At 63.3% G+C, this 24,419-nt stretch carries 22 protein-coding genes and 1 pseudogene; 12 read left to right on the forward strand and 11 right to left on the reverse strand.

The window, feature by feature from the left end; all coding sequences use genetic code 11:
* The first annotated feature begins 20 nt into the window (after nucleotides 1–20).
* The 6 genes from AC04SI_RS13060 (at nucleotide 21) to AC04SI_RS13085 (ending at nucleotide 7,624) form a co-directional block, all read left to right on the forward strand.
* Nucleotides 21–626, forward strand: coding sequence for an ATP-dependent Clp protease proteolytic subunit (locus tag AC04SI_RS13060; RefSeq protein WP_404276961.1), 606 nt, complete (start codon nucleotides 21–23; stop codon nucleotides 624–626).
* A gap of 72 nt (nucleotides 627–698) precedes the next feature.
* Complete coding sequence (locus AC04SI_RS13065; RefSeq protein WP_488474298.1) at nucleotides 699–989, forward strand: hypothetical protein; 291 nt, start codon at nucleotides 699–701, stop codon at nucleotides 987–989.
* 743 nt (nucleotides 990–1,732) lie between these two features.
* Nucleotides 1,733–4,654 (forward strand): excinuclease ABC subunit UvrA, encoded by a 2,922-nt coding sequence (gene uvrA, locus AC04SI_RS13070; RefSeq protein WP_404276965.1) that lies wholly within the window; start codon nucleotides 1,733–1,735, stop codon nucleotides 4,652–4,654.
* A 32-nt stretch (nucleotides 4,655–4,686) separates the two neighbouring features.
* Nucleotides 4,687–5,184 carry a GNAT family N-acetyltransferase gene (locus AC04SI_RS13075; protein ID WP_488474299.1) on the forward strand — a complete coding sequence of 166 codons (498 nt, stop codon included), beginning with the start codon at nucleotides 4,687–4,689 and terminating at the stop codon, nucleotides 5,182–5,184.
* Nucleotides 5,181–5,987, forward strand: a complete 807-nt coding sequence (locus AC04SI_RS13080) for a DUF72 domain-containing protein (RefSeq protein WP_404276969.1) — start codon at nucleotides 5,181–5,183, stop codon at nucleotides 5,985–5,987. The genes AC04SI_RS13075 and AC04SI_RS13080 overlap by 4 nt, the downstream gene beginning before the upstream one ends.
* A 485-nt stretch (nucleotides 5,988–6,472) precedes the next feature.
* The gene (locus AC04SI_RS13085) at nucleotides 6,473–7,624 is read left to right on the forward strand and encodes a GGDEF domain-containing protein (RefSeq protein ID WP_404276971.1); all 1,152 of its coding nucleotides are present in this window, start codon (nucleotides 6,473–6,475) and stop codon (nucleotides 7,622–7,624) included.
* Nucleotides 7,625–7,638: 14 nt separating this feature from the next.
* Here the strand turns inward: AC04SI_RS13085 and AC04SI_RS13090 are convergent, their stop codons facing one another.
* The 6 genes from AC04SI_RS13090 to urtA all read right to left on the reverse strand — a co-directional run bounded on the left by AC04SI_RS13090 (nucleotide 7,639) and on the right by urtA (nucleotide 13,869).
* Complete coding sequence (locus AC04SI_RS13090; RefSeq protein ID WP_006202039.1) at nucleotides 7,639–7,815, reverse strand: hypothetical protein; 177 nt, start codon at nucleotides 7,813–7,815, stop codon at nucleotides 7,639–7,641.
* A 261-nt stretch (nucleotides 7,816–8,076) separates the two neighbouring features.
* A complete protein-coding gene (gene urtE / locus AC04SI_RS13095; protein ID WP_404276973.1) occupies nucleotides 8,077–8,772 on the reverse strand; it encodes an urea ABC transporter ATP-binding subunit UrtE in 696 nt (231 codons plus the stop codon).
* A 67-nt stretch (nucleotides 8,773–8,839) separates the two neighbouring features.
* The gene (gene urtD / locus AC04SI_RS13100) at nucleotides 8,840–9,586 is read right to left on the reverse strand and encodes an urea ABC transporter ATP-binding protein UrtD (protein ID WP_404276975.1); all 747 of its coding nucleotides are present in this window, start codon (nucleotides 9,584–9,586) and stop codon (nucleotides 8,840–8,842) included.
* 6 nt (nucleotides 9,587–9,592) lie between these two features.
* Nucleotides 9,593–10,825 (reverse strand): urea ABC transporter permease subunit UrtC, encoded by a 1,233-nt coding sequence (gene urtC / locus AC04SI_RS13105; protein WP_488474300.1) that lies wholly within the window; start codon nucleotides 10,823–10,825, stop codon nucleotides 9,593–9,595.
* Complete coding sequence (urtB, locus tag AC04SI_RS13110) at nucleotides 10,822–12,438, reverse strand: urea ABC transporter permease subunit UrtB (protein WP_404276979.1); 1,617 nt, start codon at nucleotides 12,436–12,438, stop codon at nucleotides 10,822–10,824. The genes urtC and urtB overlap by 4 nt, the downstream gene beginning before the upstream one ends.
* A 120-nt stretch (nucleotides 12,439–12,558) precedes the next feature.
* Nucleotides 12,559–13,869 carry an urea ABC transporter substrate-binding protein gene (urtA, locus tag AC04SI_RS13115; RefSeq protein ID WP_040582718.1) on the reverse strand — a complete coding sequence of 437 codons (1,311 nt, stop codon included), beginning with the start codon at nucleotides 13,867–13,869 and terminating at the stop codon, nucleotides 12,559–12,561.
* Nucleotides 13,870–14,174: 305 nt separating this feature from the next.
* Between urtA and AC04SI_RS13120 the strand changes: the two genes are divergently transcribed.
* A complete protein-coding gene (locus AC04SI_RS13120) occupies nucleotides 14,175–14,570 on the forward strand; it encodes a hypothetical protein (RefSeq protein ID WP_404276981.1) in 396 nt (131 codons plus the stop codon).
* Between the two features lie 151 nt (nucleotides 14,571–14,721).
* Here the strand turns inward: AC04SI_RS13120 and AC04SI_RS13125 are convergent.
* From AC04SI_RS13125 to cckA, 3 genes and pseudogenes are all read right to left on the reverse strand, one after another.
* Nucleotides 14,722–14,892: pseudogene (locus tag AC04SI_RS13125) on the reverse strand (gluconate 2-dehydrogenase subunit 3 family protein); the annotation flags it as partial.
* A gap of 68 nt (nucleotides 14,893–14,960) precedes the next feature.
* Nucleotides 14,961–15,668, reverse strand: coding sequence for a purine-nucleoside phosphorylase (locus AC04SI_RS13130; RefSeq protein ID WP_404276983.1), 708 nt, complete (start codon nucleotides 15,666–15,668; stop codon nucleotides 14,961–14,963).
* A gap of 254 nt (nucleotides 15,669–15,922) precedes the next feature.
* Entirely contained in the window at nucleotides 15,923–18,496 is a 2,574-nt protein-coding gene (gene cckA, locus AC04SI_RS13135) for a cell cycle histidine kinase CckA (protein ID WP_404276985.1), read from the reverse strand.
* A gap of 212 nt (nucleotides 18,497–18,708) precedes the next feature.
* Here cckA and AC04SI_RS13140 point away from each other — a divergent pair, with 212 nt between their 5' ends.
* Nucleotides 18,709–19,434, forward strand: coding sequence for a hypothetical protein (locus AC04SI_RS13140; protein WP_404276987.1), 726 nt, complete (start codon nucleotides 18,709–18,711; stop codon nucleotides 19,432–19,434).
* 120 nt (nucleotides 19,435–19,554) lie between these two features.
* Here the strand turns inward: AC04SI_RS13140 and dksA are convergent, their stop codons facing one another.
* Entirely contained in the window at nucleotides 19,555–19,971 is a 417-nt protein-coding gene (gene dksA, locus AC04SI_RS13145; protein ID WP_006202025.1) for an RNA polymerase-binding protein DksA, read from the reverse strand.
* A gap of 233 nt (nucleotides 19,972–20,204) precedes the next feature.
* On the opposite strand from dksA, the gene AC04SI_RS13150 reads away from it, so the two are divergent.
* The 4 genes from AC04SI_RS13150 (at nucleotide 20,205) to AC04SI_RS13165 (ending at nucleotide 23,986) form a co-directional block, all read left to right on the forward strand.
* Nucleotides 20,205–20,708, forward strand: coding sequence for a SixA phosphatase family protein (locus AC04SI_RS13150; protein ID WP_404276993.1), 504 nt, complete (start codon nucleotides 20,205–20,207; stop codon nucleotides 20,706–20,708).
* A gap of 63 nt (nucleotides 20,709–20,771) precedes the next feature.
* Complete coding sequence (locus AC04SI_RS13155) at nucleotides 20,772–22,247, forward strand: YcjX family GTP-binding protein (protein WP_404276995.1); 1,476 nt, start codon at nucleotides 20,772–20,774, stop codon at nucleotides 22,245–22,247.
* Nucleotides 22,244–23,341 (forward strand): YcjF family protein, encoded by a 1,098-nt coding sequence (locus AC04SI_RS13160; protein WP_404276997.1) that lies wholly within the window; start codon nucleotides 22,244–22,246, stop codon nucleotides 23,339–23,341. The genes AC04SI_RS13155 and AC04SI_RS13160 overlap by 4 nt, the downstream gene beginning before the upstream one ends.
* A 90-nt stretch (nucleotides 23,342–23,431) precedes the next feature.
* The gene (locus AC04SI_RS13165; protein ID WP_404276999.1) at nucleotides 23,432–23,986 is read left to right on the forward strand and encodes a hypothetical protein; all 555 of its coding nucleotides are present in this window, start codon (nucleotides 23,432–23,434) and stop codon (nucleotides 23,984–23,986) included.
* A 72-nt stretch (nucleotides 23,987–24,058) separates the two neighbouring features.
* Here the strand turns inward: AC04SI_RS13165 and AC04SI_RS13170 are convergent, their stop codons facing one another.
* Complete coding sequence (locus tag AC04SI_RS13170; RefSeq protein ID WP_006206106.1) at nucleotides 24,059–24,325, reverse strand: hypothetical protein; 267 nt, start codon at nucleotides 24,323–24,325, stop codon at nucleotides 24,059–24,061.
* Nucleotides 24,326–24,419: the final 94 nt, after the last annotated feature.

The following is a 24,419-nucleotide window of genomic DNA, read 5'->3' on the forward strand; positions in this document are numbered from 1 at the left end:
AGGGAAATCGGAGAAAAAAGATGAGCGGCCTTGCCAATCTGGTGCCGATGGTGATCGAGCAATCGAGCCGCGGCGAACGCGCTTTCGACATTTTTTCGCGGCTGCTGCGAGAGCGCATCGTCTTCATCAACGGAGAGATCAATGACGGCGTATCGGCGCTGGTCTGCGCCCAGCTTCTGTCGCTGGAATCGGACAATCCCGACAAGGAAATCTCGCTCTACATCAACTCGCCGGGCGGCGTGGTGACCAGCGGCTTCGCCATCTACGACACGATGCAATACATCTCCTGCCCGGTGTCGACCGTGTGCATGGGCTTTGCCGCCTCGATGGCTTCGTTCCTGCTGATGGCCGGCACGCCGGGGCGGCGCATTGCCCTGCCCAACACCAGCATCGTGCTGCATCAGCCGCTGGGCGGCTTCCAGGGCCAGGCTTCCGACATCCAGCGCCACGCCGAGGGCATATTGCGCACCAAGCGGCGGATGACCGAGCTTTATGCGCATCATTGCGGGCGTACTTACGAGGAGGTCGAGCGCACGCTCGACCGCGATTATTTCATGACCGCCGAAGAGGCGAAGGCGTGGGGTCTCGTCGACCATGTTTTCGACACCCGCAAGAAGGCTGCTTGAGGAGCAGCGGGCGCGCGGCAATTTGATCGCGTCGGTCTGGCCTCGCCAGCGGCGCGACACTATAGTTCGGGGATGACCGACATCCGCCTTTCCAGACTTGTTTGCACCGTCACCGCCGCCTTCGCCGGCGCCAGCATGCTGGCCGGAGCCGCCTTTGCCGACGACAGCTCGACCCAGAAAGGCGCCCTTCCCGGCGTGACCGGCGACTATCGCATCGCCAAGCCGGCCCCGGAACCCGAACCCGACGACGCGCTGCCTGCCAGCGGCAACGGCCAGTTCAAGATCGGCGACACCGACGTCAGGATTTCCGGCAGCATCACGGTCGATGTTGGCGCCGGCGCGATCAAGCCATCCAACCGGTAGCTCTCGCTCACGGCAGCATCAGTCGGCTTTGCACACCCTCAAACGAACAGCCCCGCCGTTGCTTCCGCAAACGGACGGGGCTTTTTATGGATCTATAATCCAATCTGTCGGTAGTGTTATACCGACTTTGATTTCGGATGCTTCGCGGCATTCAGCCGACGATCCGACCAGTGGTCTCTAATTGTCAGGGGATCGGCAGGGCACGGTTTGTCGGGCCGACGCTCACGCCGACCCAGGCACTTATGCCTGCCGGGGCTCCAGCCATATCTGGAGCCTCAAGGGACTGTCCGGTGGCGTCATGCTCCACTCCTCTGTCCGTTGCGACATGTCGTCCGAAGCGCAAATCGCAAAAGCCTGCGGCGTCTCGCAAGCCGCCTAGGGCGGCGAGGCCATCGAAAGACGGCCGGCTCCGTTGACCGGTGGACACTGCGCCCCCGAGTCGGCAGCGTCAACCTTTGAATAGGCGGTTACGGAAAATGTGATCGCCGGGAGGTTACGTGCGGGTAAGGGCGACATGCCGGAACTGCTCAACGGAGTGCCCACCGTCCCGGTTCTTCACAGCACTTTGTCAGGAGCGTGTTCGGCCTTTGTTCTTTCCGCTTGCCCCCTCGCGCGAAAGACGGTTAAAGGCTTCTGTCGAGATTTGTGGTGTCTCTCGACGTGGCGGCGAAAATACCTACATAGGGGATGGCCGGGAAAACCCGCCGATCCCACGAATTCCAGACCTGAGGCGGCGACCGGCGATGGCCGACCATAAATACCTTTCCATTCGCGGGGCGCGCGAACACAATCTGAAAAATGTCGATCTCGACCTGCCGCGTGACAGCCTGATCGTCATGACCGGCCTGTCGGGGTCCGGCAAGTCGTCGCTTGCCTTCGACACCATCTATGCCGAAGGCCAGCGCCGCTATGTCGAGAGCCTGTCGGCCTATGCGCGGCAATTCCTCGAAATGATGCAGAAGCCCGACGTCGACCAGATCGACGGCCTGTCGCCTGCCATCTCAATCGAACAGAAGACCACGTCGAAGAACCCGCGCTCGACGGTCGGCACCGTCACCGAGATCTATGACTACATGCGGCTTCTGTTCGCGCGCGTCGGCATTCCCTATTCGCCGGCCACCGGCCTGCCGATCGAAAGCCAGACGGTGTCGCAGATGGTCGACCGCGTGCTGGCCGTCGAGGAAGGCACACGCCTGTTCCTGCTGGCGCCGATCGTGCGCGGCCGCAAAGGCGAGTATCGCAAGGAACTGCTGGAGTTGCAAAAGAAGGGCTTTCAGCGCGTCAAGGTCGATGGCGTCTTCTACGAGATCGCCGACGTGCCGGCGCTGGATAAGAAATACAAGCATGACATCGACGTTGTCGTCGACCGCATCGTGGTGCGCGGCGATCTGGCGACGCGACTTGCCGATTCCATCGAGACGGCGCTGAAGCTCGCCGAAGGGCTGGCGGTGGCCGAGTTCGCCGACCGGCCGCTCGACGCCAGCCAGACCGGCGAGGATTCCGTCAACAAGTCGAAGAACGAGACGCATGAGCGCATCCTGTTCTCGGAGAAGTTCGCCTGCCCGGTGTCCGGTTTCACCATTCCGGAGATCGAGCCCAGGCTGTTCTCCTTCAACAACCCGTTCGGCGCCTGTCCGACCTGCGACGGTCTCGGCAGCCAGCGTGCCATCGACGGCAATCTGGTCGTGCCGGACGAGAACGTCTCGCTGCGCGACGGCGCCGTCAGCCCATGGGCCAAGTCGACCTCGCCCTATTACGCGCAGACTCTGGAAGCTTTGGGCAAGGCCTATGGCTTCAAGCTTGGCGACAAGTTCAAGGATCTGACCACTGAGGCCCAGGAGGCGATCCTGCGCGGCACGGGCGAGCGCGAGATCACCTTCCAGTATGATGACGGCCTGCGCTCCTACAAGACGACCAAGACTTTCGAAGGCGTCATCCCCAATCTCGAGCGGCGCTGGAAGGAGACCGAATCCGCCTGGATGCGCGAGGAAATCGAGCGCTTCATGTCGGCGACGCCCTGCCCCGTCTGCAGAGGCTACCGGCTGAAGCCGGAAGCGCTGGCGGTGAAGATCGCGGGAAAGCATATCGGCGAGGTGACCGAGCAATCGATCCGCAAGGCAGACCAGTGGTTCACCGAGCTGCCGGCGCAGCTCAACGACAAGCAGAACGAGATCGCGGTGCGGGTGCTGAAGGAAATCCGCGAGCGGCTGCGCTTCCTCAACGATGTCGGGCTCGACTATCTGACGCTGTCGCGCAATTCAGGCACACTGTCGGGCGGCGAGAGCCAGCGCATCCGGCTGGCCTCGCAGATCGGCTCCGGCCTCACCGGCGTGCTCTATGTGCTGGACGAGCCTTCGATCGGCCTGCACCAGCGCGACAATGCGCGCCTGCTCGACACGCTGAAGCATCTGCGCGACATCGGCAACACGGTCATCGTCGTCGAGCATGACGAGGATGCCATCCTGCATGCCGACTATGTCGTCGACATCGGCCCGGCCGCCGGCATCCATGGCGGCGAGATCATCGCCCAGGGAACACCGCAGCAGATCATGGCGACGCCTGCCTCGATCACCGGCAAATATCTGTCGGGCGAGCTCGAAGTGGCGACGCCGGCGGTGCGGCGCGAGGCGAAGAAGAACCGGCGGCTGAAGATCGTCGGCGCGCGCGGCAACAATCTGAAGAACGTGACCGCCGAAATCCCGCTCGGCACCTTCACCGCTGTCACGGGCGTGTCGGGTGGCGGCAAGTCGACCTTCCTGATCGAGACGCTGTTCAAGGCGGCCTCGCGCCGCATCATGGGCTCGCGCGAGCATCCGGCCGATCACGATCGCATCGAGGGTCTCGAATTCCTCGACAAGGTCATCGACATCGACCAGTCGCCCATTGGACGGACCCCACGCTCCAACCCGGCCACCTATACCGGCGCCTTCACGCCGATCCGCGACTGGTTCGCGGGGCTGCCGGAGGCCAAGGCGCGCGGCTATCAGCCGGGGCGGTTTTCCTTCAACGTCAAGGGCGGCCGCTGCGAGGCCTGCCAGGGCGACGGCGTCATCAAGATCGAGATGCACTTCCTGCCCGACGTCTATGTCACCTGCGACGTTTGTCACGGCAAGCGCTACAACCGCGAGACGCTGGATGTCTTGTTCAAGGGCAAGTCGATCGCCGACGTTTTGGACATGACGGTCGAGGAAGGCGTCGACTTCTTCGCCGCCGTGCCCGGCGTGCGCGACAAGCTGGAGACGCTGAAGCAGGTCGGCCTCGGCTACATCCATATCGGCCAGCAGGCGACGACGCTGTCGGGCGGCGAGGCGCAGCGCATCAAGCTCGCCAAGGAACTGTCGCGCAAAGCGACCGGCAAGACGCTCTACATCCTCGACGAGCCGACCACCGGCCTGCATTTCCACGACGTCGCCAAGCTTTTGGAGGTGCTGCACGAACTGGTCGACCAAGGCAACACGGTGGTGGTCATCGAGCACAATCTCGAAGTAATCAAGACCGCCGACTGGGTGCTCGACCTCGGCCCCGAGGGCGGCGATGGCGGCGGTGAGCTGGTCGCCTCAGGAACGCCCGAAGCGGTCGTGCGCGAGAAACGCAGCTACACCGGCCAGTTCCTCAAGGAGCTGCTGGAGCGGCGCCCCGGAGGCAAGCGCGAAGCGGCGGAGTGAGCGGACAGGGGCAGTGTCTGGAGAGTTTTTGAATGACCATCAGACAAGCGCTTGCCGGTGACCTGCAAACTGTCCTCTCGCTGACCGAGGCCGCTTACGCACCCTACACCGCCTTGTTGGGCGCGCCGCCGATCCCGGTCACCGAGGACTATGCGCCGCGGATCGAACGCGGCCAGGTCTGGCTGCTGGAGAGCGGCTCCGAATTGGCCGGACTGATCGTTCTCGAGCGGCATCCCGATCATGCGATGATCTTCAGCGTCGCGGTCTCACCTGCCTTTCAGGGCAAGAAACTCGGCAATAGGCTGCTCGATTTCGCCGAGGAGCAGACGCGGCTGTGGGGCTTGCCGGAGGTGCGGCTTTACACCAATTCGCGCATGGAGCGGAACATTGCGCTCTACGTGGCCTATGGTTTCCAGGAAACGGGTCGACGGCCCAATCCCTACCGGCCAGGATGGACAGTCGTCGACATGGCCAAGCCCGTCGACGGCGCCGTAGCGTCTGATTTTCGAGCATTGGGAGGACGACGATGAGCAGCCAGGGAAAAATCCGCGCCGGCATGGGCGGCTGGACCTTCGAGCCGTGGGACACGTCCTTCTATCCGGACAAGCTTTCCAAGGCGAAGCAGCTGCAATACGCCAGCCGTCAGGTGCCGAGCATCGAGGTCAACGGCACCTATTATTCCAGCTTCAAGGAACCGACCTTCGTCAAATGGGCCAGCGAGGCGCCGGACGGTTTTGTCTATTCGCTGAAGGGCAACCGCTTCGTCACCAACCGGCGCGTGCTCGGCGAGGCCGGTGAATCGATGACGCGTTTCCTCGGTTCCGGTGTGGCGGCGCTCGGCGACAAGCTCGGGCCGATCCTGTGGCAGTTCGCGCCGACCAAGAAATTCGATCCGGACGATTTCGAAGCTTTTCTGAGGCTCCTGCCTGAAAAGCAGGACGGCGTCGCGCTGCGCCATGCGGTCGAGGTGCGCAACGACAGTTTCGTCGTGCCGGAATTCGCGGCACTTGCGCGCAAATACAAGGTGGCGATCGTCTATGCCGACCATGCCAAATATCCTGGGATTGCCGACGTCACCGGCGATTTCATCTATGCGCGGCTGCAGACCGGCAGCGACGACAATCCCGACTGCTACACACCGAAAGGCCTCGAAGAGTGGGCGGCGCGGGTAAAGACCTGGGCGGAAGGCAAGGTGCCTGCCGATCTGCCACGCGCCGACCCTTCGATCGAAGCGCCGGTGAAGCCGCGCGACGTGTTCGCCTACTTTATCACCGAGGGCAAAGTCCGCGCGCCCTTCGGCGCCATGGCGCTGATGAAGCGGGTCGCGGAATAAGCAGCGAGCCTTTTACTGTGCCCGGCTGCCCTGTCGGAACCTGCAGGGCATCTTGATCGTTTGCCTTTGCGGGCAACCGGGTGGTCGCCCGCAGATGCGATTGGGTAGAGGCGAGGAAGATGGCTGTCATCCTCATTGGGGCGTTGTTGACTGTCGCTGGCGTTGTCTACATGGCGGGCGCAGCCCTCAGGCGGGGGCGGCTTAGCGGTCCGGCGCCTGCAGCCTCGGATCGGCCGATGCCAAATCTCGCAACCCCGGGGCCAACGCTTGAGCCAAGCCGGCGCGGGCTCGGTTTCCTCGGCCTTTCACAGAATTGGCCGGGACTGCTGATGGTGGGGGTCGGCCTCATTCTGCTTTTGTCGGTGGCGATCCTCTAACCCAGTGGAATCTCGACATCTTCACCGATATCGTAACCTTATCGATACCTCCTTGCTGCATGAATCCAACCGGGCGCTGAGCTGCACCAGCGCGGGCAAGGACGAGGCATGGCGCTCGACTACAACTCATTGCTGCTCGCGGTCGGCTTTTCCGCCGCCTGCCTGAGCCTGACGTTGTTTGGCATCTGGCTCACCGCGCGTTCAGAGAAATTCCTGCTGACCTGGGCTGTCAGCGTGCTGCTGGTTGTCGGCGACGTCTTTGCCTACAAGGCCTATATCGACAAGCCTGGGCCAATGCTCGGCGTCGCCACGCTGGCCCTGCTGCTGCTCGGCTTCTCGACCATGCTGGGTGCGGCCCACCAGTTCACGACAGGCCGCTCGCCGCTGCCGCATATCGCTCTTGGCGCCGGCATCTCGTTGGCCGCGGCCCTGCCACCAATGGCGCTCGGTTATGACGGGCTGGGTTTCATGCTGGAGAATTCGTTCGCCGCGCTGCTTTTGTTCGCCACCGCTCTCGAATACTGGAAGGGGCGCAGCGAATCCGCCGTCCCGATCATCGGTGTCGCCACGCTCTATTCGATCACCGCCGTATCTTTCCTGCTATGCGCCACGGTTCTGGCGCGGGACGGCAAGCTCGTGCTCGGCCATGCGCCGAGCAACTGGGCCGAGGATCTCAGCCTGGTCATCGTCATCGCCTGCATGACCGGCATCGGCGCGCTGTCGCTGGCGCTAAACCAGGGGCGCCTGGCGCAGCATCATCGCCGCAATGCGCTGACCGATCCGCTGACCGGCCTGCTCAACCGCCGCGCGCTGTTCGACCTGCATGGCAATGCGCCGGTCGGCGCCTTCACGGCCGTGGTCGTGTTCGACCTCGACGGCTTCAAGGCCATCAACGACGAGTTCGGCCATGCTACCGGCGATGAAGTGTTGAGAGTGTTCGCCGAGGAGCTTACCGGCAATCTGCTGCCGACCGATTCCGCTGCGCGCATGGGCGGCGAGGAATTCGCGCTGGTCATGAAGCGCACCTTGCCCGAGAAGGCGGAATTTGCCGCCGAACGCATCCGTGCGTCCTTTGCAGCGCGGCGGATCGAGACCGAGGCGCGCCCGCTGTCATGCACGGTCAGCGCGGGCTATGCCTTCGGCAGCAAGGACGGCATGAGTTTCGACAAGGTGCTCAGCGCCGCCGACAAGGCGCTCTATGCCGCCAAGCACGGCGGCCGCAATCGCGTGCTGGCCTCCACGTTCCGGCGCGCCGGATAACCGCTTCGCCGGCGCTATGACGCCATGACGATCTCGTTGTAGGCATCGAGGTCGACGTAGAAGACCTTGGTGATCTCGCCAATCAGTTCGTCGGGATCGTAGCCCTGCGACCTCAGGATGTTGATGGCGGTGATGATGTCGACGCGCTCGGTGAGCCGCCGTTTCTGGTAGTCCTCGACAAAACGCTCCATTGGCCGTTCCCCAAGCCAGATTGCCCAAACGCGTTGAACAACTCAGATCGCAGGAGGAGGATAGGAGGCCATGCTTGCGTGGAACTTGCCGCCGAGCCCGCGCCGTCCCTTTGATCTGACCCAAAAACAGACTGGTACGGAAAGTGGCCGACTCACCAAAGCCAAGCAAAGAGTAGCATGCAGGTCTTGGCGCGCCAGAGTTGCAGACAGCATGATTGGAGGATGATTGGAGCCGCCTGAGAAGAGAGGCCGACGAGCGGTCTACACCGTCAGAAACTTCCTGACATCCGCGCGGTCGAGATCTTCCGCCGGGCCAGTATGAACGATCTGGCCACGGTCCATGATGTTGACCTCGTCGGCCAGTTCGCGGCAGAAGTCGAGATATTGCTCGACCAGCAGCACGGCAATGCCGGCCTGGTCGCGCAGATAGCGGATGGCGCGGCCGATATCCTTGATGATCGACGGCTGGATGCCTTCGGTCGGTTCATCGAGCACTAACAGCTTCGGCCGCATCACCAGGGCCCTGCCGATGGCGAGCTGCTGCTGCTGGCCGCCCGACAGGTCGCCGCCACGGCGACCCAGCATCTGTTTCAACACCGGAAACAGCTCGAAGACGTGGCCCGGAATGTTGCGGTCGGCGCGCTTCAGTGGTGCAAAGCCCGATTCCAGGTTTTCCTTGACCGTCAGCAGCGGGAAGATCTCCCTGCCCTGCGGTACGAATGCGATGCCCGACCGGGCGCGGTCATACGCCGCGCTCCGGTCGAGCGCCTTCCCCTCGAAGGCAACACTTCCGCTCGTCAGCCGGTGGTGGCCGACGATCGATCTCATCAAACTGGTCTTGCCGACGCCGTTGCGGCCGAGCACGCAAGTGATCTTGCCGGCGCCGGCCTTGAGCGAGACGCCGCGCAGCGCTTGGGCGGCGCCATAATGCAACGTGGCGTTGGAGACTTCGAGCATGGTCAGCGTCTCCAGCGTCGGAAGAACGACAGGTCGAAACGCTGGAACGAAAACCGCCAGACCATAATCATCTCCCGAGATAGACTTCGACGACGCGCTCGTCGGCCGAGACGAAGTCGAGCGTACCTTCGGACAACACTGAGCCCTCGTGCAGGCAGGTGACCTTGACGCCGAGTTCGCGCACGAAATGCATGTCGTGCTCAACGACGACGACCGAATGGTCGCGCGCGATATCCTTGAGCAGACGAGCGGTCTCTTCGGTCTCGGCGTCGGTCATGCCGGCGACAGGTTCGTCGACCAGAAGCAGTTTCGGGTCCTGCGCCAGGAGCATGCCGATCTCCAGCCACTGCTTCTGCCCGTGGCTCAGATTGGCGGCGAGTTCGCCTCGCTTGTCGCCGAGCCTGATAATGCCGAGGATGTCGTCGATCCGTCGCGCCTCAGCCGACGATCTGCGATGGAACAGTGCCGGGAAGATCGAGCGTGGTCCCTTGAGCGCCAGCATCAGATTTTCTTCGATGCTGTGGCTCTCGAAGACGGTCGGCTTCTGGAATTTCCGGCCGATGCCCATCATGGCGATCTCGGCCTCGTCGTGCTTGGTGAGATCGACCTGGCCGTCGAAGAAGACCTCGCCCTCGTCGGGCCGCGTCTTGCCGGTCACGATGTCCATCATCGTGGTCTTGCCGGCGCCATTGGGGCCGATGATGGCGCGCATCTCGCCCTTGTCGAGCACCAGCGACAGATTGTTGATGGCGCGAAAGCCATCAAAGGAAACCGAGACGCCGTCGAGATAGAGGATTGTGTTCGACTTGCTCATTGTCGCTCACTCCGCCGGCTGCGGTTCGGGGCTTGGCGCGGACCAGTCGCCCGGCTTTGTCGCCGCGCTGCGATCGACCTTCGGCGGCGGCGGAACTTTGGGATCGGTGCCGGCTTCCTCGGCGAGCGAGGCCGCGCGCTGCGCCTTGGCGTTGCCGCGCCATGAGTCCCACATGCCGATGATGCCCTTGGGCAGGAACAGCGTGACGGCGACGAACAGTCCGCCAAGCGCGAACAGCCAGAATTCCGGCAGCGCGCCGGTGAACCAGGATTTGCCGGCGTTGACCAGCAGAGCCCCGATGATCGGCCCGACAATCGTGCCGCGGCCGCCCACGGCGGCCCAGACCACCACCTCGATCGAGTTGGACGGCTCGAACTCGCCGGGATTGATGATGCCGACCTGCGGTACGTAGAGCGCACCGGCAATGCCGGCCATCACCGCCGACACGGTGAAGGCGAACAGTTTGACGTTCTCGGCCCGCCAGCCGAGGAAGCGCGTGCGGCTCTCGGCATCGCGCACCGCCATCAAGAGCTTGCCGTATTTGGAGCCGACGATCGCCCAGGTGATGAAGACGGCGAGTGCAAGCGTGATCGCACTGGCCGCGAACAGGGCCGAGCGCGTCGCGTCGGCCTGGACGTTGAAGCCCAGAATATCCTTGAAGTCGGTCAGGCCGTTGTTGCCGCCAAAGCCCATGTCGTTGCGGAAGAAGGCGAGCAGCAGCGCGTAGGTCATGGCCTGGGTGATGATCGACAGGTAGACACCGGTGACGCGGCTGCGGAAGGCGAACCAGCCGAAGACGAAGGCGAGCAGGCCGGGCACCGCTAGCACCATGATCGCCGCGAACCAGAAATGGTCGAAACCGTACCAGAACCAAGGCAGTTCCTTGTAGTTCAGGAACACCATGAAATCCGGCAACAGAGGATTGCCGTAGACGCCGCGCGAGCCGATCTGGCGCATCAGATACATGCCCATCGCATAGCCGCCGAGTGCGAAGAAGGCACCGTGGCCGAGCGAGAGGATGCCGCAATAGCCCCAGACCAGATCGAGCGCCAGAGCAAGCAGCGCGTAGCAGAGATATTTGCCGGTGAGCGCGACGATATAGGACGGGATGTAGAAGGCGCTCGCCGGCGACACCGCGAGATTGAGTAGCGGCACGATGATCGCGGCCGCCAGCAGGATCAGAATCGTGATGGCGATGCGGCGGTCCGCACCGGCGGCGAAGAAGCGTCCGGTGATCATGCTTCCACCGCCCTGCCCTTGAGCGCGAACAGGCCGCGCGGGCGTTTCTGGATGAACAGGATGATAAGGACGAGAACGACGATCTTGCCGAGCACGGCGCCGGCATAGGGCTCGAGGAACTTGTTGACGATGCCGAGCGAGAAGGCGCCGACCAGCGTGCCCCAGAGATTGCCGACGCCGCCGAAGACGACGACCATGAAACTGTCGATGATGTAGCCGCGGCCGAGATTGGGCGAAACATTGTCGATCTGGCTGAGCGCGACGCCGGCAATGCCGGCAATGCCGGAGCCGAGCGCAAAGGTCAGCGCGTCGACCCAAGGCGTCCTGATGCCCATCGAGGCGGCCATGCGGCGGTTGGCGGTGACGGCGCGCATCTGCAGGCCCCAGGGGGTGCGCTTCATGACATAGAGCAGCACGGCGAAGACGCCGAGCGCGAAGACCAGGATCCACAGCCGGTTCCAGGTGATTGCAAGCTGACCGACATCGAACGATCCCGACATCCAGGACGGGTTGCCGACCTCCTGGTTGGTCGGCCCGAAAGTCGAGCGCACCGCCTGCTGCAGGATCAGCGAGACGCCCCAGGTCGCTAAAAGCGTCTCCAGCGGCCGGCCGTAGAGGAAGCGGATGACACCGCGCTCGATGATGAGCCCGACAAGGGCCGCAACGAGGAAGGCGAGTGGCAGGGCGATGACCAGCGACCAGTCGAACAGGCCGGGAAAGGAGGTGCGGATCACCTGCTGGACGACGAAGGTGGTGTAGGCGCCGAGCATGACCATCTCGCCATGCGCCATGTTGATGACGCCCATGACGCCGAAGGTGATGGCAAGACCAATGGCGGCCAGCAGCAGCACCGAGCCCAGCGAGATGCCGTACCAGATATTCTGGCCGGCATCCCAGAGCGCCAGCGACGAGTTGATGCTCCCGATCTCAGCCGTCGCCGCATCCTTGACCGCGCCTTGCGAATTGGCCTCCACCGAGGTGAGCAGCGAGAGCGCGTCGCGGTCGCCGCGCGCGCCGATCAGGGCGACGGCAGCGAGCTTGTCGGCCTCGGGTCTGTCGGAAACAAGAACCGACGCCGCCCGGGCCTGCTCGAACAGCGCCTTGACGTTGGCGTTGGTTTCAGCGGCGATGGCCGCATCGAGCGGTTCGATGTTGGCGGCATCGGGGGTCTTGAACATGGTGTCGGCGGCGGTGATGCGCACGGCCGGATCCTTGGCGCGTAGAGTTAGCGTGCCCAGCGCGTCGCGGATGACGCGGCGCAGCGTGTTGTTGACCTTGATCTTGGTGAGGTCGGCCTTGGCGGCCTCGGCGGACTTTTGGCCGCTCAGCGGGTCGAGCAGTTCGACGCTGTCGCCGCTTTCGTTGCCGACGAAGACCGCGGAATCGGCCTTGCGGATGTAGAGATTGCCTTCGGCCAGTGCCGCGAGTGGGCGTTCGACCAGAGGGTCGCCAGTGGCTGCAAGCTCACGCACCACTGCCTCGGTGGCCGAAAAGCCGGTGCCGGTGGCGAATTTGGCGATGATGGCGCGCAGATCGGCTTCGGCCGCGTTCGATGGCAACAGGCTTGCCATCAGGAACAACAGTGTGAGACCGAGAGCGCGCAACAGGATCATCCGTTCAGATACTCTTCTGTGATCTGGAATTACGCGTCCGGGCGGACTGGAGGAAAGCTCGCCCGGACGCTTCGCGGCCTGGGTCGCGGAAGAATCCGCGACCGGTCAGACCCGGGAGGATCAGTTGGTCCCCTTGCCGCCGCACTTGCCGGTGGCGACGTTGAAGTTGCCGCAGGACAAAGGCGCGCGCCAATCGGAGATCAGGTCCTTGGAGTCAGGCAGATAGTCGGACCATTCGTCGCCCATCACGAGGCCGGGGGTCTGCGACACCGTCTCGAACTGGCCGTCGGCCTGGATCTCGCCGATCAGCACCGGCTTGGTGATGTGGTGGTTCGGCATCATGGTCGAATAGCCGCCGGTCAGGTTCGGCACGGAGACGCCGATCATGGCGTCGATGACCTTGTCCGGATCGGTGGTGCCGGCCTTTTCGACCGCCTTCACCCACATGTTGAAGCCGATATAGTGGGCTTCCATCGGGTCGTTGGTGGTGCGCTTGTCGTTCTTGATGAACTTGTGCCAGTCGGCGATGAACTTCTTGTTCTCCGGTGTGTCGACGCTTTCGAAGTAGTTCCAGGCGGCGAGATGGCCGACCAGCGGCGCGGTGTCGAGACCGGCAAGCTCTTCCTCGCCGACCGAGAAGGCCATGACCGGGATGTCCTCGGCCTTGATGCCCTGGTTGCCGAGCTCCTTGTAGAACGGCACGTTGGCGTCGCCATTGACGGTGGAGACGACAGCGGTCTTCTTGCCGGCGGAACCAAACTTCTTGATCGCCGAAACCTCGGTCTGCCAGTCGGAGAAGCCGAACGGCGTGTAGTTGACCATGATGTCTTCCGCCGCGACGCCCTTCGCCTTCAGATAGGCTTCGAGGATCTTGTTGGTGGTGCGCGGATAGACATAGTCGGTGCCTTCCAGTACCCAGCGCTTCACCGAACCGCCGTCCTCGCTCATCAGGTAGTCGACGGCGGGAATCGCCTGCTGGTTGGGCGCGGCACCCGTGTAAAACACGTTGCGCTCGCTTTCCTCCCCCTCATACTGGACGGGATAGAACAGGATGTTGTCGAGTTCAGAGAAGACCGGCAGGACCGATTTGCGCGACACCGAGGTCCAGCAGCCGAACACGGCGGCGACCTTGTCCTTGGAGATCAGCTCGCGCGCCTTTTCAGCGAACAGCGGCCAGTTGGACGCCGGATCGACGACGACCGCTTCGAGTTTCTTGCCGAGCAGACCGCCCTTGGCATTCTGCTCCTCGATGAGCATCAGCATGGCGTCCTTCAGCGTCGTCTCCGAAATCGCCATAGTCCCCGACAGCGAATGCAGGATACCGACCTTGATCGTGTCGTCCGCCGCCCTCGCGGGAGCCGACGCCAACAGGCCGGCAGCAACCACGCTTGCCGAAAACATTTTTGTTATTTTTGAGAAATTTCCCCTCATATTCCACACTCCCGAGCTGGTTGATTGCACCGCAACAGAGCTATGCAACCACCATGCCAAACTGTGAAACGAGGCCGGTCACGCCGGGATATCCCAGCCTTATCAGCCGGTTACTATATTAGACGCCAAGCATGAATGGCACCGACCGAAACCCCGAATGAGGAGAAATTGCGCACACGTGCCTAGATTTTGCCCAAATTCGACCAGTGCCTAAATTTTGAGCCTGCGACATCATGGCGACGCGCATCGACGGTTGCGGCCCGGCATGGAAATGAGGCAAGGTCGGCGTTCAAGCGAGCGACGCCATGGCATCCAGGATTACTTGTATTTTCAGCATCTTGCTTCTGTCTGCCAGCTCGGGCAGCGCACGCGCCGACTTCACCGACGGCAAGCTGCCGGACGGGACCTATCATTGCGAGGTCTACCTGCTCGGCCTGTTCCTCAACCTCGGCGACATCACCATCAAGGGCAATGTCTATACCGGCCCTGTGACGTTCGGGACCGCGCCGCAAGCCTACAATTACCAGATGGACGCCAACGGCGTGATCAGCTGGCTTGGCCCTCTCGGTGGCTACTCGACCGGCGGCAATTCGATCTCGATGACGCAAGCCACCCTGGATGGCCAGACCAGCCCTTCCTTCGACATCATCATGAAGCAGCCCGACGGCGCCTTCACCGCTTCGACCTGCACCAAGAGCTGAGCGGCGACGCCTGGCGCTGGCCTGCCGCCTCAGTCAAAAAAAGGCGCGGAACATGCCAGATATGTTCCGCGCCAACAGGCAATTGGGACGAGTGCCTAAATGCTTTTTTCCGACATCTGGTTGGCGATGTAGTCGGCCTGGCGTACGAGGCTCAGAGCCACTCGATGTCGTCGAAACCGCGTGCGATGTGGCCGCCCTTGGAATAGGATTCGCCCTCGTAGCCGAAGATCGGCCAGACCTCCTTCTGGTTGTAGAGGCTGACGACGAGGCCACCGCATACGGCCTGGAAGAAGGGCGAGGTCTCGATGTCCTTCAGCTGCGCACCACCTGCGCGCTTTATCTGCGAGGCCATCGGCCGGAAGAACAGATGACGCCGAAGCGGCAAGCCGCCTAGCTGTCGACCGCCACCTCGAGCGCCAGCCGCGTCATGTCGGTGAAAAGCGCCTGGCGTTCGGAATAGTCGGTCTGCTCGCCGGTGGTGACATGATCGACCACATTCAACAGCGACAGGGCACGCGCGCCGAAATGGGCTGAAATGCGGTAGAGCGCGCTGGTTTCCATATCGACCGCCACTGCCCCAAGCGCCTGTGCTTCGGCAAAGCGGTCGCGCCCGTCGGGGTGATAGAATATGTCGCTGCAGACCGTCAGCCCCGCGCTCCAGACGATGCCGAGGTAGGCGGCCCTTTGCAGCGCCAGCGCATGAAGCGCCGGATCGGGGCCTGCCCGTTCGTACAGCTCGAAGACCTGGCCGCTGCGCTCACTCTCGGCGTGGACGGCACTCGAAATGACGACGCTGCGCAGCGCCACGTCCTCGCTCAGGCCACCGCAGGTCCCGGTGCGGATAAGCGTTTTGACACCATGGAAATCCAGCAGCTCGTGGGCGTAGATCAGGAAAGACGAGACGCCGATGCCGGTCGACTGGATGCTGACCGGCTTGCCTCGAAACAGCCCGGTGAAGCCAAGCGCGCCCCTGCGGCGGTTGACGCAGCGCGGCGCTTCCAGAAAAGTCTCAGCCATCCATTCGGCGCGCTCCGGGTCACCCGGCAACAGCACCGTTTCGGCATAATCGCCCCTGCCAGCCTCATTGTGCGGCGTCACGGCATCTACCCCAATTCCCCGCCGCGTTTGTCACCGCAATCATGGCAGGCTGGCGTCGATGCGCAAGCGCCTATTGCGAAGCTCCAGTGGCCGGACCTCACTGGTTATGAACGGACGGCTCGTTCTCCGGCGCCGCCACCTGTAAACGGCATGGAACGGGCGTCTGTGTGCTTGTTCACATTCGGGCGGGCACGCGACTATTTTTTTGCGCAATTCCGGATGGAAAACCGCTTCGCACTTTTCCTGGAATTGCTCTAGGATTCCAGCACGTCCTTGACGATCGTGGCCAGTTGCTTGAGCGAGAACGGCTTCGGCAGGAAGCCGAAATGCGCGTCGGCCGGCAGGTTTTTGGCGAACGCGTCCTCGGCATAGCCGGAGACGAAGACGAATTTGATGTCCGGCTGGCGCTTGCGCAATTCGCCAAGCAGCGTCGGTCCGTCCATTTCCGGCATCACCACGTCGGAGACGACGATGTCGACCTTGCCGCCGAGCGCCTCGAACACCTCCAGCGCCTCGACGCCCGAAGAGGCCTCGTGGACGGTGTAGCCGCGCGACGTCAGCGCCCGCATGCCGCCCATGCGCACGGCATCCTCGTCCTCGACCAGCAGCACGGTGGCCGAACCCGACAAGTCCTTGGCCGTGTCCGCCGCCTTGGCGGGGGTCGCCGGCGCTTCGCCGGGCTCGCTTGCCGTCCTGACCTCGGCGATATGGCGCGGCAGGAAGATGCGGAACACTGAGCCCTTGCCGACTTCTGAATCGCAGAAGATGAAGCCGCCGGTCTGCTTGATGATGCCGTAGACCATCGACAGGCCGAGACCGGTGCCCTTGCCGACCTCCTTGGTGGTGAAGAAGGGTTCGAATATCTTCTTCAGCACATCGGGCGCGATGCCGCTGCCGGTGTCCTCGACCTCGACCACCACATAGTCGGCCGGGGTGAGTTCGCGATAGGAGAAGGTCTTGCATTCCTCCGCAGTGACGTTGCGGGTGCGCACCGTGAGGTCGCCGCCGGCCGGCATCGCATCGCGTGCGTTGACGGCGAGGTTCACCACCACCTGTTCGAACTGGCCGATATCGACCTTGACCGGCCACAGGTCGCGGCCATGGTCGACCTTCAGCTTGATGTCGTTGCCGACCAGGCGGGCAAGCAACATCCTGAGGTCGGCAAGCACGTCGGTGAGGTTGAGCACCTCCGGCCGCAAGGTCTGCTTGCGCGAGAAGGCCAGAAGCTGCCGCACCAGCGACGCCGCGCGGTTGGCGTTCTGCTTGATGTTCATGATGTCGGGGAAGGACGGATCCGACGGCCGGTGATTGGTCAGCAGAAGGTCGGAGGCCATGATGATGGCGGTCAGCACATTGTTGAAGTCGTGCGCGATGCCGCCGGCGAGCTGGCCGACTGCCTGCATCTTCTGGCTCTGCGCCATTTGGCCTTCGAGCGCCTTCTGCTCGGTGGTCTCGACGGCATAGACGATGGCCGATTCCTCGGCCCCCTCGCCGCCGGTGCCGTCGGCGACCGCATTGACGTAGAAGCGGATGTGGCGGTCGTCATTGCCGGGCAGCAACGTGTCGATCGGCTCGATGTCGGCCTGTCGTTGCCGCGCCTTTTCGAAGGCGTCGGCAAATGCCGGCCGGTCGCGCTCGTGGATGACCGTGTCGAGCCGCACGCGGCGGTCGACAGCGTCCCGGTCGACAACGGAGGAAAACAGCGACAGGAACGGCGCATTGGTGCGCAGGATGCGGCCGCTGGCGTCGACGCCGGCGATCGCCATTGGTGTCGAATTGAAAAACCGGGTGAAGCGGACCTCCGAGGCGCGAAGATCGGCGGAGGCATCCTCGCCTTGCGTCCGGTTCAGCACGATGGTGCGGGTCGGACTGCCGATGCCTTCGCGGCTCGCCGAAACACGGTGCATGAAACGCACCGGCAGCGCCTCGCCGGTCATCGTCGTCAGATCGAGATCGATGACGGCGTTGCGTGTGGTGCCCGGATCGGCCTTGACCGAGCGGACCAGCGCCATGCCGTCGCCGGCGACGATCTCCGGCAGGGAGACGGCGCCGGGCGTGAAACTGGCAAGGTCGATGCCCAGCCATTCCGCGAGCGTCGCGTTGATATAGGTGACACGGCCTTCCTGGTCGGCCGAAAAGAAGCCGGCCGGTGCATGGTCGAGGTGATCGATCGCCTTTTGCAGGTCGAGGAAGAAGCGCTCCTGCTCGGCCCGCTCCTGCGAGATGTCGGCGAGTTGCCAAGCGAGCATGGGCAAGCGCTGGCCGGGCACGGCGAAGGTGCGGGCACGGGCGCGGTACCAGCGCGCGCCTGGCTCGGCGCCGGGCTTGATTGACTGCGCCAGCCGGAATTCGCCGTCGCCAGGCTGGCCGTCGCGCAGGCCCGATGCCAGACGATAGATGGTCACCGAGGCCTCAGGAACGTCGGAAAGCAGCCCCTCGACCGTCTTGAGGTCGGTCGCCGAGGCAGCACCCGTCATGTCGGCATAGGCGCGGTTGGCGTAGACGACACGCCCTTTGGTATCGGTGACCAGAAGGCCTTGCGACATCGAATCGACGAAGGCTTTCGACAGCTCGTCGCTGGTCGAGCGGGGCGCGACCTGAACGAAGCCGATTGCGGTGGCGAACAGGAAGCCGACGCCGATCATTGCCAGCACGCCCAGCATTCCAAGCAGGAAGGGATCGCCAAGGCGCTCTCGGAAAAGCCCGAAGATGATCGCGGCGCCGGTCAGGACGGCAATGAAGATGATGAGCCGGGTGACGGCGCCCGGACGCGTGTTCTGATCGACGATAGGTACCGGATAGAAATCGCCGCGCGTTTCCTTGGCCATGTGCCCCCTGCTTGTGAATCCGGTCTACCGGCGCTGCCCGGTTGAATCACATTCTCCTATTCCGGAAAAGGCCCCGGCCGCAAATGTCAGATAAAAATGGCGCCGTCCGGCCATTGCTGTTTCAAGCTGTTCACGAAGCGGAAAGGTAACTTGCGGTGGCCTGCCGCTACAGTCTAGTGTCGCCTCACTTCAAAAGCCGATTGGGGGCACCGATGCTGCAGTGGCTGGATGGCGTAGCGGGTCCTGGATATGTCGCCGCAATCCTGTGGACATTTGCGGCGCTGGTTCTGCTCGTCGTCGTTCTGCTCATCGTCAAGCTTGTCCGCAGCCTGACGTTCGGAACATTCGTCGCCGGCGGCAGGAACCGCAAGACGCGGCTCGCCGTCATGGATGCCACCGCCGTCGACAGCCACCGCCGGCTTGTGCTGGTGCGCCGCGACGACATCGAGCACCTGCTCCTGATCGGCGGCCCGACCGACGTCGTCGTCGAACGCGACATCCGGCTGGCGGCACCGCGCCGCCCGGCGCTGACCGGAGATGGCGGCCAGCAGCAGGCCCAGGCACCGCGGCCGCGCGCAGTTCAGCCCGCCCCGGCACCGGCAAAGCAAGCGCCACCGCAGCCGGTTGCGGCCGCTCCGGCCCCTGCCCGACCCCGCCCGGTCACGCCGGCGCCGGCACCGAAACCGGCCGCGCCCAACTATCAGGCGAGCAATGTTACGCCGCTTCCGGCCTATGGGTCGACCACCAACACCGCCAGGCACGCCCCGGCGCCGGCAAAGCACGAATCCATCGACGATACGCTGATGCAGGAACTCGAGGTCTCGCTGGACAACTCGCATTCCAGGCCTGCGAGCAAAACGGCGGCCAATGCGCCACCGCAATCGCTCGACGACGAGATGACGAAGCTTCTCGGCGAACTGGCCAACCACAAACGCTAGAGCTGAAGCGCTCTACTCTTTGTTTTTCTGCACTTTTCCCGGTATTGCACAGGACAAACCAGGCACAAAAATGGCCGGGAAACCCGGCCATGAATTTGAAATTGCTCGGTTTTGCTCGCGTCAGTCGTCGCGATAGACCTTCTCGCGGCGCTCGTGACGCTCCTGTGCCTCGATCGACAAGGTCGCGATCGGGCGTGCATCGAGCCGCTTCAGCGCGATGGGCTCGCCGGTTTCTTCGCAATAGCCGTAGGTGCCTTCATCGATGCGCTGCAGCGCCGAATCGATCTTCGAAATGAGCTTGCGCTGGCGATCGCGGGCACGAAGCTCGATAGCGCGGTCGGTTTCCGACGAGGCACGATCGGCGAGATCGGGATGGTTGGCGTTTTCCTGCTGCAGAATTTCGAGAGTTTCGCGCGCTTCGCGCAGAATGTCGTTCTTCCAGGTGACGAGCTTTAGGCGAAAGTAGGATTTCTGCCGTTCGTTCATGAACGGCTCGTCTTCGGAGGGTACGTAATCGGCGGTAACGATGTCGTTCATGCGACTCACCCAACAACCCCAAATTTGGCGCCTATATATTCGCGGACCGAAGCCTGCACAAGCGCAATCGGCGATAGAGTCACGCAAATGTTAGCAGTTGATGGCGGAACCCTTCTGCTTCAAGGACGTGAGCGAATTCTGACATGATTTGTTGTGCTTGAGTGGCGCCGGCCATTGTGCAGCAGGCCGTTCTGATGGCTAATCGGGCCGGTGTCTTGTGGCGTGAGGGAGCTGTGAGCAGACTGTACCTATTGAGGCATGCCAAGGCCGGGTGGGCGCTGCCCGGCGTCCGTGACTTCGATCGTCCGCTAGATGCAGCCGGCATGGCCGATGCCGAATTGATGGGCGAGGTCATGCGCGTCCGCAACTATGTTCCCGACATCACCCTTTGCTCTAACGCAATGCGGGCGCGCCAGACGCTGGAAGGTCTGGCCGGGCAAACCGACACTGGCCGCGTGCTGTTCTTCGACACTTTATACAGCGAGGACGCCGCCGGTTACCTCACCCTCATCCGCGACAATGGCGGGCCCGGCCCGCTGCTGGTCATCGGCCACAACCCGATGACGGAGGATCTGGCGATGGCGGTCTCGGGCGACGGCGAAGAAGCCGCCCGCGGCACGATGAACCACGGCTTTCCCACATCCGGTCTTGCTGTCGTGCGCTTCGCCGGCGCCCTTGCCAGTGCCGCGCAAGGCAATGGCTATCTCGAAGCCTTTCTGACGCCTGCCGACCTCTGAGCCATTTCAAACCACGGGTCCAAGGCCTATATCGGAGCGTGACAAGCGCCCGAGAGACCCATTTTGGCATCATCGCTGACCACATTCTCCGACGAAGCCAAGATTGCGCTCGATACATTTTCAGGGCGGGCCGCCGGGCTCTTTTCCCCGTCGCTGCGGCTGGGCGTGACCGGCCTTTCACGCGCTGGCAAGACGGTGTTTATCTCCGCCCTTGTCCACAATCTGATCCATGGCGGGCGCCTGCCGCTGTTCGAGGCGCAGAAATCCGGGCGCATCGCCCGGGCGTTCCTTGAGGAACAGCCAGACGATGCCGTTCCCCGCTTCCAGTACGAGGATCACATAGCGGCGCTGGTCAACGATCGCGTCTGGCCCGAATCGACGCGCGCCATCTCCGAGCTCCGGCTGACCATCGAATTTGAATCAGCCTCCGGCTGGAACCGCATGTTTTCGGCCGGGAAATTGTCGCTAGACATCGTCGACTACCCCGGGGAGTGGCTGCTCGATCTGCCCTTGCTCGGCAAATCCTTCGCCGATTTTTCACGCGAAGCAATGGCGATGGCGGCGCTGCCGGTGCGCGCCGACCTTTCGGAAGGTTGGCGGGCGCTAGCCGCCACGATCGATCCGAACGCCGATGCCGATGAAATGACGGCGCGCCGCCTGGCCGAGAGCTTTGCCGCCTATCTCAAGGCATGCAAACTCGACGAACGGGCGCTTTCGACCTTGCCGCCGGGCCGCTTCCTGATGCCGGGCGACCTCGAGGGCTCGCCCGCGCTGACTTTCTCGCCTTTGCTGGCGCTAGGCGACCGGCGGCCGCGTTCCGGGTCACTGCAAGCCATGATGGAGCGGCGTTACGAGGCCTACAAGACGCATGTCGTCAAACCGTTCTTCCGCGAGCACATCACGCGCCTCGACCGTCAAATCGTCCTGATCGACGCCATGCAGGCACTGAATGCCGGCCCCGGAGCCATGGCCGACCTGGAACGCGCCGTCACCGAGATCCTCTCCTGCTTCAGGCCCGGCAGGGGCAATTTCCTCACCGACTTGTTCTCGCGGCGTATCGACCGCATCCTGGTTGCCGCGACCAAGGCGGACCATCTGCATCACGAAAGCCACGACCGGCTGCAGGCGATCGTGCGCCGGCTGGCCGACCGGGCGGTAACACGGGCGAATTTCACCGGCGCCGATGTCGACGTGGTTGCCATGGGGGCCGTGCGCGCGACCCGCGAAGGCACGGTCAAGCAGGGCCGCGAAACTCTGCCCGTCATCATCGGCACACCACTCAAGGGCGAAAGGATCAATGGCGACACATTCGACGGGAAAGCCGAAACTGCCATATTTCCCGGTGACTTACCCGAGAAAGCTGATGCGGTGTTCGATGTTTCCGGATCGCAGCAACCTGATGCTAACGGGCCGGCGATCCGTTTCGTGCGCTTTCGTCCGCCAAAGCTCGAACGCACGGCAGAAGGTGTTACGCTCTCGCTGCCGCATATCAGGCTCGACCGCGCCTTGCAGTTCCTGATCGGAGATCACCTGGCATGACAGCGCCCCGCAAACCCGCGGCATTCCGCATAGAGGCTGAGCCCGAACCAAAGCAGGAGGCGCGGGAAACGCGCCGTGCCCATGCCGAGCCGCCGCAGACGCGCAAGCCGCGCGCCGCAGGGGTTGGCGTCGCTGTCGTCGTGCCGGCCGAGATCGATGTTTTCGACGAACCTGACATCGTCGCCGCCGAACCGCCGCCTGCCACCGCGCCGCGCAAGCGTTCGCTGCTCGGCAGGCTGTTCTTCGGCGCGCTGGGTGTCCTGGTTTCGCTGGCCGTCGGCCTGTGGACCGACCAGCTCATTCGCGACCTGTTCGAGCGCGCCGAATGGCTGGGCTGGCTGGCCGCTGGAATGGCCGCGATCGCTCTGCTGGCGCTGATGGTCATCCTCGCGCGCGAATTCCTGGCGATCGCCCGCCTCGCCGAGGTCGAAAAACTGCAGAAGCGGTCGCTGGATGCCGTGGCGCGCGACGATCCGAAGGCCGCAAGGGCCGTCGTCGACGAGCTTTCGGCCTTTGTCGCGGCAAAACCCGAAACCGCGGCCGGCAGGCGCTCGCTGGCCGAGCTGCGCGGTGAAATCATCGACGGCGGCAATCTGGTGCGGCTGGCCGAGACCGAGATCCTCGGGCCGCTGGATGCGCGCGCCAAGGTGATGATCCTCGAAGCGGCCAAGCGGGTGTCGCTGGTGACGGCGGTCAGCCCGCGGGCCGTCGTCGATGTCGCCTATGTCGTGTTCGAGGCTGGGCGGCTCATTCGCCGCCTGTCGGAACTTTACGGTGGCCGGCCGGGCACGCTGGGCTTCTTCCGGCTGGCGCGCAGCGTTCTTGCCCATCTCGCGGTCACCGGTTCGATCGCCGTCGGCGACAGTTTTGTCCAGCAGATCATCGGCCATGGCCTCGCCGCACGCCTTTCGGCGAAGCTTGGCGAAGGTGTCGTCAACGGCATGATGACGGCACGGATCGGCATCGCAGCAATGGAGACGGCGCGGCCCCTGCCCTTCATCGCCGCTAAGCGGCTGGGACTGGGCGATTTCCTGTCCGCGCTGACATCCTTTGCAACCAAGAAAGAAAGTGAAACATCGACCTCCGGCAAGTGAAGAGACGCCCCGCAGTCACCAAGCATTAACCAATCTTGTTCATGGTCGGAAGTGTTCCAAGAACAGCTTCCTTGTTGCCGGGTGTGGTCGATGAAAAGCGTAATTCTATCCAGCGTCCTGCCTGTCGCGGTCGCGGTTGCAGCCCCTTTCGGCCTCGTTGAAAAGGCGTTTGGCGCGGAACCCGACAAGCAATTCTTTCAATCGGTGGAAGGCAAGTGGGTCGGCCCGGGCGAAATCGTCGCCGGCAAGTACAAGGGCACGAAATTCACCTGCAGTTTCAACGGCTCGACGCCTGACGGCAAGACCGGCATGACGCTCGACGGCGGATGTCGGGTCGGCATGTTCACCCAGAAAATGTCGGCGTCAGTCGAGCGCAAGGGCCGGGACGGCTACAAGGGCAACTTCATGGGCGGCGCCGCGGGGTCAGGCCTCGACATTATCGGCGGCAATGTCGTCGACGCTCACAAGGTCGTCTTCACCATCAACCGCAAACAGCTGCGCGGTGTCATGCAGGCCCGCATTCCCGACGACAACTCGATGACGGTGACCGTCGCGGTGCGCGTCGACGAGCAGCTGGTGCCGGTCATCGGCATGAGCCTGAAGCGGGTCGATGAGGTCGAAGTCGGCTCCATCGCGCCGAACTGAGGCCCGGTAGCGGGCAAGAAAGAGGCGGCGGCCCACACGGGCCACCGCCTTCTTCAATTCCCGAACGATCAATCAGCCCTTGATGGTGGCCGTCAGCTCGTCATAGGCCTTGCAGGCCTCATCCAGCGTCGTGGCGCCCTGATACTTGGTCGTCACCGCCTGCACCTTGGCCGTCAGATCGGCTGCCTTGGACGGATCCTTGGTGATCGCCTCCTGCAGCGCGGTCGTCATGTCCTGCGCCTTCTTGGTCGCCATTTCGGCGGTGCACTCAGGTGCCTTCGAGCAGGCCGAACCGGCAAGCGCCGCAACACCCACGGCAACGAGCAAAAACTTCTTCATGTCAGTCATCTCCTCAAAAAGGGCAGCGACTTGATCGTCGCTCCCCTCCAATGGCCGAAGCCGAGCGTCCCTTAACCGCTGATTGTGGCGACAC

The sequence above is a fragment of the Mesorhizobium sp. CNPSo 4689 genome, from assembly GCF_057784325.1.